Genomic DNA, 6,819 nt, shown 5'->3' on the forward strand with positions numbered 1-6,819 from the left:
TCTGTGATCCCCGTCTCTCGCGCTAGCGCGGATACCGGCACATTTTCCGGCGGCATCATGCGACGCACCAGGGCTTCTTTTCGTTCTGCTGAGTAGGCTTTCATTCATGCCGATTCTACCGCCCCCGGACCTCGTCTAAGATTCAGACGACACGACAACTATTCTGACGCCGGGGGGAAGCATGCCCATGTGACCGCACAGGATGTGCTAGAGGAATCCGCGATCTACTATGGGTGGCCCGGTATCTTTCGTGGTAGGAGCGTGTGGGCGTCCTGAGTCTTCGACTCGCAGAGTGTATATATAACAAGCAAATCGCCGGAAACCCTTGTCGGGCCTAGAAAGTGACCTCGAAAAATCGGCTTTCGAGGCCAGCTTTTCGCTTGTTGTAACTCGTATCTAGTGTGGTGGGTGATCGGCTAGCCACTGGTCGATGCACGTCAGGAGTGCGGTAACCGCGTTAGATACCCACTGATTTCTCTCTTTCAGTTTAGAAGCGTAGCTTTGCAGAATGAGTAGTTGGGCGTTGAGGACCGCCTCGCGGTTTGGCAATCCGTAGGCCCTCGACAAGCTCTTATACTCTGCGAGAAGTTCGTTATTGAGAAGGAACGAATTTATCAGACCTTTTGCTTGTACATATGTACCCACAATCATGCTGCGCAATTCTGGATCGTCTACCTTACCGACCATGTGCGCGCTAGCGTTATAGATTGAAAATGCGTCGACCGACACCGGATATATCATGTTGAAATACTCACCCGGCTCAAGCGACTTTACGGCGGAGTGCATTTCAATGCAATATGCGCCCCAAGTAGCTTTAACTTCGTCACGAATTGATTCGACGAATGCACGAATTTCTGCTTCGTCGGCCACTTTCTTGTCCTCGTACTGCCTAGCGTAAATCCATACCGCCGCAATGATGGCGAGCAGGGACCCAACGCCTTGCACCCAGGCGGCAATGTCGGATGCGGTATTTAATGGTTTAGCCATAAATGCAGCGAATAGCACAACTAAGGCCAATGCGCCTAAGGGCGCTTGCCAGCCATTTTTCATGTGGTCCCTCGTCGTAGCAGCAATTTGTGTTTGTTGCCAGTTATGCCCGGAAGCGCAACGTGCTTTATAGCTCCAATCAGCAGCCCCCGCTACGGTTTCGACAATTCCAAACCCTTGATGTGGTACATGCTCATTGCCCGCACGAGCGGGCGCAGCGGGTAGAACTCGCCGCCGTAACTATCCGAGCTATCGCCGTCATCATGGCCTTGGATTGCGTCCGCTAGTTCCTTGCCAATGTCGCAATCACGGCAGACCTCTTTGAACGTATGCCGGTAGCTATGAAAAACCCGCTTGGGGTCTGCGATGCCACACGTACCCCGGAGAAACTTCCCATAAGCCTTAGACCAGTCCTGTCCCCACTCGCCGTCCTTATTGGGTTCAAGGTCGAAAATGCGTGCGAGGCCTTGTCGGGACCGCACAAGGTCGATAAAGCCGTGATCGACCAGCACGCGATGCACGGGGAAGCGGCGAACGCTACTAGCCGTCTTAACTCGCTTTCCCTCGCCGTCTGCGGTAACGTAAATGCACCATGCCCGACGCTCCTCGCCGTCTGAATCGAAGTACGTCTCCTCTCGCACATCAGACGGCGTTAGCTGGCAGAGTTCTCCGAGTCGAGCCCCCGTGTATAGTCCCAGCAGCGGCAACCAAAAGCCCTCTGGGTCTGCGTCGCGATTCGGCAGCTTAGACACAATCGTCCGCAGATGGTCGAGCGTATATGGCAGGCGTTTCGTCTTAGTCGATCGATTGTCAATCAAGCGCACACCACGAGCCGGATTGTCTATAGCTAGCTCGTTGTCGCGCCCGAAGTTGAACAGGGTACCTAGACAATCAAGCGTGTGATTCGTGTTCGGGATGCTTACGCAGGACTCGCGAAGCTTATCTTTGAACCCCACGATATGCGCCCGCTCGATCTTGTCGACAGGGATTCGCCCCATGAGCGCATAGAACCGCTCTACCGCTTTCTCGTACTTGTTGACCGTGCGGGCGGTTGGTTGTCGCTCCCTCGCCCAACGCTCGCACAACTCCGCCAAGCTAAGGGAATTCGTCGACCGGGCCGAAGCCGTTTTGACGACATCCACAGGGCTCGTAGAGCGGCTAGCGACCGCCTTGGGCAGGTCATCAAGGGCATAGCCGCCCGTGGCCTGAACCATCGCCAATTGAGCCGCAGAAGGCAACCCCGAGGCTGCAAGGATTTGATCGACCGACGCGCGGGCCGCTCGCTCGCCCTTATCCATCGATTCGTAATGCTCTGGATTGGCGCGATGCTCTCTTTCCCACTCGTCCGCGTGGCGAACCGCATCAGCAAGCCCTACGTTAGCCGAGCGAGGCGCGGACAACTTCGCCCACTCCGCATCCGTTCGCACGGTATGCACGGCGGCTAGTCGTTTGGCTTCTTGATAATCGGAGGTGCCGAGCGCGAGAACGATCTCTTTCTTGCCGTAATGCGCGTGAAGCGAGGCGGGAATTTTTCGGCGGAAGTAGTAGCGCGCGCCACGGCGCGTAAGGTGGTTTGTCATTTGTCCCGGTGTACCACCCACCTTGTCCACCATACCTAAACCCTTGCTGCGCTCGGAAAAACCTTATTCTACAAGGGTTTGGGTTGACTGGCGGAGAGAGGGGGATTCGAACCCCCGATAGGCTGTTAACCTATACACGCTTTCCAGGCGTGCGACTTAAACCGCTCATCCATCTCTCCGGGAGCCGAGGATTATAGCAGAGTTCGTGCGCCGCTCCGCCACCCATCCGTTCGCCAAGCGAGCGTTAGGCAATCACCCACCGCCGTGCCGCAAGATCCCTTTCATCGAAGCCAACAACACACGCCAGTGCTCGACCTGCCGGCGTTGAAACAGCATCAACTCGAAGCCGTGCCGAGCCACATGCTCCCGAGGAATCGTATCCCACCCACGATGCTCGACCGTCACACGAGTTTCATCGCCAACCGCTTCGAAACACACATCGAGAAACGTAGCCTGATCAGCGGCAAACGTCGCCTGCCGCCAGGTCAACGCGAGCCTGCGCCCAGGCTCCCAAACATCGATGCGGCCCACCTCGAACTCGGTACCATCCTCGAACATCGTTACGAGCCGCCCGCCCTCGCCCGGTTCAAACGCTAACCGTCCATCGCCGAGCGGCGTAAGCGCGAAGAGCGGATTTGGCACCCACCACCGCCCGATCTCCCGCGTGAAAGCCTCGAACGCCCGAAGTGGCGATACCCCGACCCGAAGCGAGACGATGACCGAAGCTGTCATCGATTCCCCTTTTCCACATGTGCCTTGAACGCGGACAATTGCGCCGCCCACATCGCTTCCGTACCGACAACCCAGCGCTTCAGTTCCGTCATGGCGCCATCTTTCAACGAATAAACGCGTACGCGCGCATCGAATTCCGGATGCTTTTCATCGACCAGTCCGGACGCCTTTAAAACGCGCAAATGCCGGCTCAACGCAGGCGGCGATAGCGCGAGCGCGCTCGCCAATTCACCTGCGCTGTGGGGCCGCTCGCCGAGCAATTCGATCGCGCGGCGCCGATTCGGATCGGCAAGCGCCGCAAAGATTGCGTCGACAGAGGCTGTCAATCGAGCCGAGTCCGCGTAGTGAACCCGCTCGCCTTGTCCCACTCTTCGGGCGTCATCTTTTGCACGGTGACGCTGAAGGACCAGATGTGGCCCTCGAGATCCTTCGCGCGATATGCCCGATCGCCGTAAAACTGCGTCTCCGGCTCCATCAGAATCGCGGCACCGGCCGCACGGGCGCGCGCGCAATGCGCGTCGATATCTTCGACCTGCGCAAGCTGGACATGAACGGATTGGGTGTTCTTGCCACCGATCGAGCGCGGGCTCTTGTGCTCCTCGCTCCATTCGCTCCCTATCATCAGGACGGAATCGCCATATGACATTTCAGCGTGCGCAAGATTGCCGTCGCCATCGAGGATGACGAACAACGGCTCGAACCCGAATGCCGTCTCGAGCCAGCGATAAGCCGCCTTCGGATCCTGATAAGACAGTGCACTCGACAGCCCCTTCGGCCGATAAAGATCACTCATGTCAGTCCTCCTTTCGTCGTCGTCCGGATGCCACTTGCAAATACTGGCAATATTTAACCAAATATGCAAGTAAATATCGCATGCCCCGGACGACATGAAAGCCGTGCCGCTCTTGACTACGCTCAACGCGCTATGGCCGTCGAATGTAATCGACGAGCGCCAGAGTATGGGCGTCGGGTTTTCGGTCCAAAAGACTGACGCCGATCGTCGCGATAAATCCCGCCGGCACGCCGAACACGCCCGAGCTGATCGGCTGGATGCCGAACCAGCGCACTCCGGCGATGCCCGTCAGTTGCGCGAAATAAGGATGCGTCGACACGATGTAGTAAATGCAAACCGCAAGCCCCGCCACGATCCCGGCCACCGCGCCGCGTTTCGTCGTGCGCTTCCAGAAAACGCCGAGCACCAGCACGGGAAAGAAACTCGACGCCGCGAGCGAAAACGCCGCCCCCACCAGAAAGAGAATGTTGCCCGTATTGAGCGAGGCGACATACGACGCCAATAGCGCCACGCCCAGCAACAGGATTTTCGAAAGCGTCACACGCCGCTGCGTCGTCGCTGCCGGATCGATCATGTAGTAGTAAAAATCGTGCGAGAGCGCGTTCGCGATCGTGAGCAGCAGTCCGTCGGCCGTCGAAAGCGCCGCGGCCAGCGCGCCCGCGGCAACGAGGCCCGAAATCACGTAGGGCAAGCCGGCAATTTCCGGGGCCGCCAGCACGACCATGTCCGGCTGCATGCGCACTTCGGACCAGCGTACGATGCCATCGCCATTTGTATCGACAATGTTGATCATCGTCGGGTCGACGCGATGCCATTGCACGACCCATGACGGCAGATCGGCAAATAACCGTCCAACCAGGTGAGTCATCACCTCGTGTTTGATGAGAACGGACAGCACCGGCACGCTCACATAAAAAAGCGCGATAAAAAAAAGCGTCCACCCGACAGAGCGGCGCGCCGACGCGACGGAGGTCGTCGTGTTGTAGCGAACCAGGATGTGCGGCAAGCTCGCCGTGCCCAGAGAAAGACAAAGCAGCAGCGAGAGAAAATTGCGCTCGTGGATGCGGCGCTCGGTTTCATTGGCTGCGGAAAACGGCTCCTGCATCGGCACGGGATCCGTTGCGCGTGCAAGCAAGTCGTTTCGTGCCCGAGTCCACGTTGCGCGTGCAGCGGCCGGGTCGCGCGGAAATGCGCCTAACGCCGCCTCGAGTTCGTGAATCTCGCGCAGTGGACCGTTGCGCCGGCGCAGCGCGTCGAGCTCACGCGCCAGGTTCGCCTTCCCGTCGAGATACGAGCCCGGTAAGGCGGCAATCTGCGCGTCGATCTGCGCGGCGCGCTCTCGATACCATGCGCGCACGCTACGTTCTTCGCGCGCGTCGCGCGCCTGCTGCTCGAGCGTCTGAATACGCTCCATCAGACGGCCGTAGGTCAATTGCGGCACCGGCCCCAGTCCGTCCTTCAGCGCGATCATCGAAACGGGCACGAGCATCGCGCTGATCAGGATGACGTACTGTGCGACCTGGGTCCAGGTGACGGCCCGCATGCCGCCGAGAAACGAGCACACGAGTATGCCGGCGAGTCCGCACGCGATGCCGATCGCAAAATCGACCCCGATGAAGCGCATGGCGATCAGCCCCACGCCCTGAATCTGCGCGACGAGGTAGACGAACGAGCAAAGAATCGCGGAGCCCGCGGCAAGCCCGCGCACGAGATTACTCGAAAACCGCGTGCCGAGAAAATCGGGAATCGTGTAGCGCGCGAGCTTGCGCACGTAAGGCGCCAGCAGAAACGCGACGAGGCAGAACCCGCCGGTCCAACCCATCAGATAGGCCAGGCTGTCGTAGCCGGTCGCGTAAAGCGAGCCGGCCAAACCGATGAAGGATGCAGCCGAGAGCCAGTCGGCAGCCGTGGCCATGCCGTTGAAGAAGGCCGGCACACGGCGCCCGGCCACGTAGTACTCGACGACATCGGACGTGCGGGAAAGCAGGCCGATCACGGCATAGACGGCGATCGGCAGAAACAGAAACACGTAGCCCACCCACGGGCCCGCGCCTAGCGCACGCTCGATGCGCCACATCAAGTAGATGAAGACGAAGAAGCCGACCGTGTAAAACGCGTATGCCTTGCTCAGGCGACCGACGAGCTTCATGGCGTGCGGTCTCGCGCATCGTCGACGTGCTCGGCCTCGATCGCTCGTCGCATCGTACGGTCGGCGACGCCCATTGCCACGATATAGACGACGATCAACGCCAGATAGATCACGATCGCGCCTTGCGCGCCCAGATAGAACGGCAGGCTGAAGCCGGCGAAGCGCAAACCCGCCAGCTCGCGCGCAAAAAGCGGTACGACGAACGATACGCTAAAACCCACCGTCATCAGCACGGCGATAAGCGCGAGATTGAAGCGCCAATAGCGCCGATGCGCGCGTGCAAGGGCGCTCGACATCGATCGAGGCTCGACAGGGTCGGAAATAGCCGTTTCGGGAAGACGTGGCGCAACCATGCGCCTATGTATCAAAAAGGCGCGGCACGGGCAATCGGGATTGTCCGTGCCGCGCCCGGCATCTGCGTCAAACCGCCGCGGTTCGCGGCACGATGATCAACGTCAACGCACCTCGGCGAGTTGTTCGAGAATGGCGGGGTTTTCGAGCGTGGAGACGTCCTGCGTGATCGCCTCGCCCTTGGCCAACGAGCGCAGCAAGCGTCGCATGATCTTGCCCGAGCGCGT

The 6,819-nt window shown here is 59.3% G+C and carries 7 protein-coding genes and 1 tRNA gene; all 8 read right to left on the reverse strand.

The window, feature by feature from the left end; all coding sequences use genetic code 11:
• Positions 1 to 396: 396 nt before the first annotated feature.
• Positions 397 to 1,050, reverse strand: coding sequence for a hypothetical protein (locus GWC77_RS26485; protein ID WP_173262065.1), 654 nt, complete (start codon positions 1,048 to 1,050; stop codon positions 397 to 399).
• Between the two features lie 89 nt (positions 1,051 to 1,139).
• Positions 1,140 to 2,600, reverse strand: a complete 1,461-nt coding sequence (locus GWC77_RS26490) for a site-specific integrase (protein ID WP_173262068.1) — start codon at positions 2,598 to 2,600, stop codon at positions 1,140 to 1,142.
• Positions 2,601 to 2,655: 55 nt separating this feature from the next.
• A tRNA-Ser gene (locus GWC77_RS26495) sits at positions 2,656 to 2,746 on the reverse strand.
• Positions 2,747 to 2,819: 73 nt separating this feature from the next.
• Entirely contained in the window at positions 2,820 to 3,299 is a 480-nt protein-coding gene (locus tag GWC77_RS26500; protein WP_173262072.1) for an SRPBCC domain-containing protein, read from the reverse strand.
• The gene (locus GWC77_RS26505) at positions 3,296 to 3,625 is read right to left on the reverse strand and encodes a helix-turn-helix transcriptional regulator (protein ID WP_173262075.1); all 330 of its coding nucleotides are present in this window, start codon (positions 3,623 to 3,625) and stop codon (positions 3,296 to 3,298) included. The genes GWC77_RS26500 and GWC77_RS26505 overlap by 4 nt, the downstream gene beginning before the upstream one ends.
• A complete protein-coding gene (locus GWC77_RS26510; RefSeq protein WP_173262077.1) occupies positions 3,622 to 4,092 on the reverse strand; it encodes a VOC family protein in 471 nt (156 codons plus the stop codon). The genes GWC77_RS26505 and GWC77_RS26510 overlap by 4 nt, the downstream gene beginning before the upstream one ends.
• A gap of 130 nt (positions 4,093 to 4,222) precedes the next feature.
• Positions 4,223 to 6,241, reverse strand: coding sequence for a sodium:solute symporter family protein (locus GWC77_RS26515; RefSeq protein ID WP_173262080.1), 2,019 nt, complete (start codon positions 6,239 to 6,241; stop codon positions 4,223 to 4,225).
• A complete protein-coding gene (locus GWC77_RS26520; protein WP_254367190.1) occupies positions 6,238 to 6,537 on the reverse strand; it encodes a DUF4212 domain-containing protein in 300 nt (99 codons plus the stop codon). The genes GWC77_RS26515 and GWC77_RS26520 overlap by 4 nt, the downstream gene beginning before the upstream one ends.
• Between the last annotated feature and the right edge of the window lie 282 nt (positions 6,538 to 6,819).

It is taken from the genome of Paraburkholderia sp. NMBU_R16, assembly GCF_013282575.1.
In the GTDB taxonomy this organism is placed as follows: Bacteria; Pseudomonadota; Gammaproteobacteria; order Burkholderiales; family Burkholderiaceae; genus Trinickia.

Coding starts and splice junctions, on each gene's coding strand:
- GWC77_RS26485 (WP_173262065.1), bottom strand. CDS start 1,050: ATGAAAAATGGCTGGCAAGCGCCCTTAGGCGCATTGGCCTTAGTTGTG.
- GWC77_RS26490 (WP_173262068.1), bottom strand. CDS start 2,600: ATGGTGGACAAGGTGGGTGGTACACCGGGACAAATGACAAACCACCTT.
- GWC77_RS26500 (WP_173262072.1), bottom strand. CDS start 3,299: ATGACAGCTTCGGTCATCGTCTCGCTTCGGGTCGGGGTATCGCCACTT.
- GWC77_RS26510 (WP_173262077.1), bottom strand. CDS start 4,092: ATGAGTGATCTTTATCGGCCGAAGGGGCTGTCGAGTGCACTGTCTTAT.
- GWC77_RS26515 (WP_173262080.1), bottom strand. CDS start 6,241: ATGAAGCTCGTCGGTCGCCTGAGCAAGGCATACGCGTTTTACACGGTC.
- GWC77_RS26520 (WP_254367190.1), bottom strand. CDS start 6,537: ATGTCGAGCGCCCTTGCACGCGCGCATCGGCGCTATTGGCGCTTCAAT.